This window comes from Rheinheimera hassiensis, from assembly GCF_022436675.1.
Lineage (GTDB): Bacteria > Pseudomonadota > Gammaproteobacteria > Enterobacterales > Alteromonadaceae > Alishewanella > Alishewanella hassiensis.
Genome location: NZ_JAKUJZ010000035.1, coordinates 1 through 296, shown reverse-complemented (window position 1 = coordinate 296; position 296 = coordinate 1). Strand labels below are relative to the sequence as shown.

Annotated in this window: 1 rRNA gene; it reads right to left on the bottom strand. The window is 45.6% G+C overall.

Annotated features, from left to right (window positions below):
• A 5S ribosomal RNA gene (rrf, locus tag MJX74_RS21540) occupies positions 1 to 71 on the bottom strand; the annotation flags it as partial.
• Positions 72 to 296: the final 225 nt, after the last annotated feature.

Genomic DNA, 296 nt, shown 5'->3' with positions numbered 1-296 from the left:
TCGTCGCAGCTGCGTTTCACTTCTGAGTTCGGAATGGGATCAGGTGGTTCCACAGCGCTATTGCCACCAGGCAAAAAACTGTTTGGAACATGCTTAACGCCCTTCAGTACGGCACTCTTGTGCTACGTGCAGGGTCAAATCCATGCAGGGATTTGATAAAAACATGTTCCTTTATTTAGCAAGCTTGCGTAGTAAACACACTGTATTCTTTAAAACATTTTGGGCGTTGTATGGTTAAGCCTCTCGGGCAATTAGTATGAGTTAGCTTAACACATCACTGCGCTTCCACACCTCAC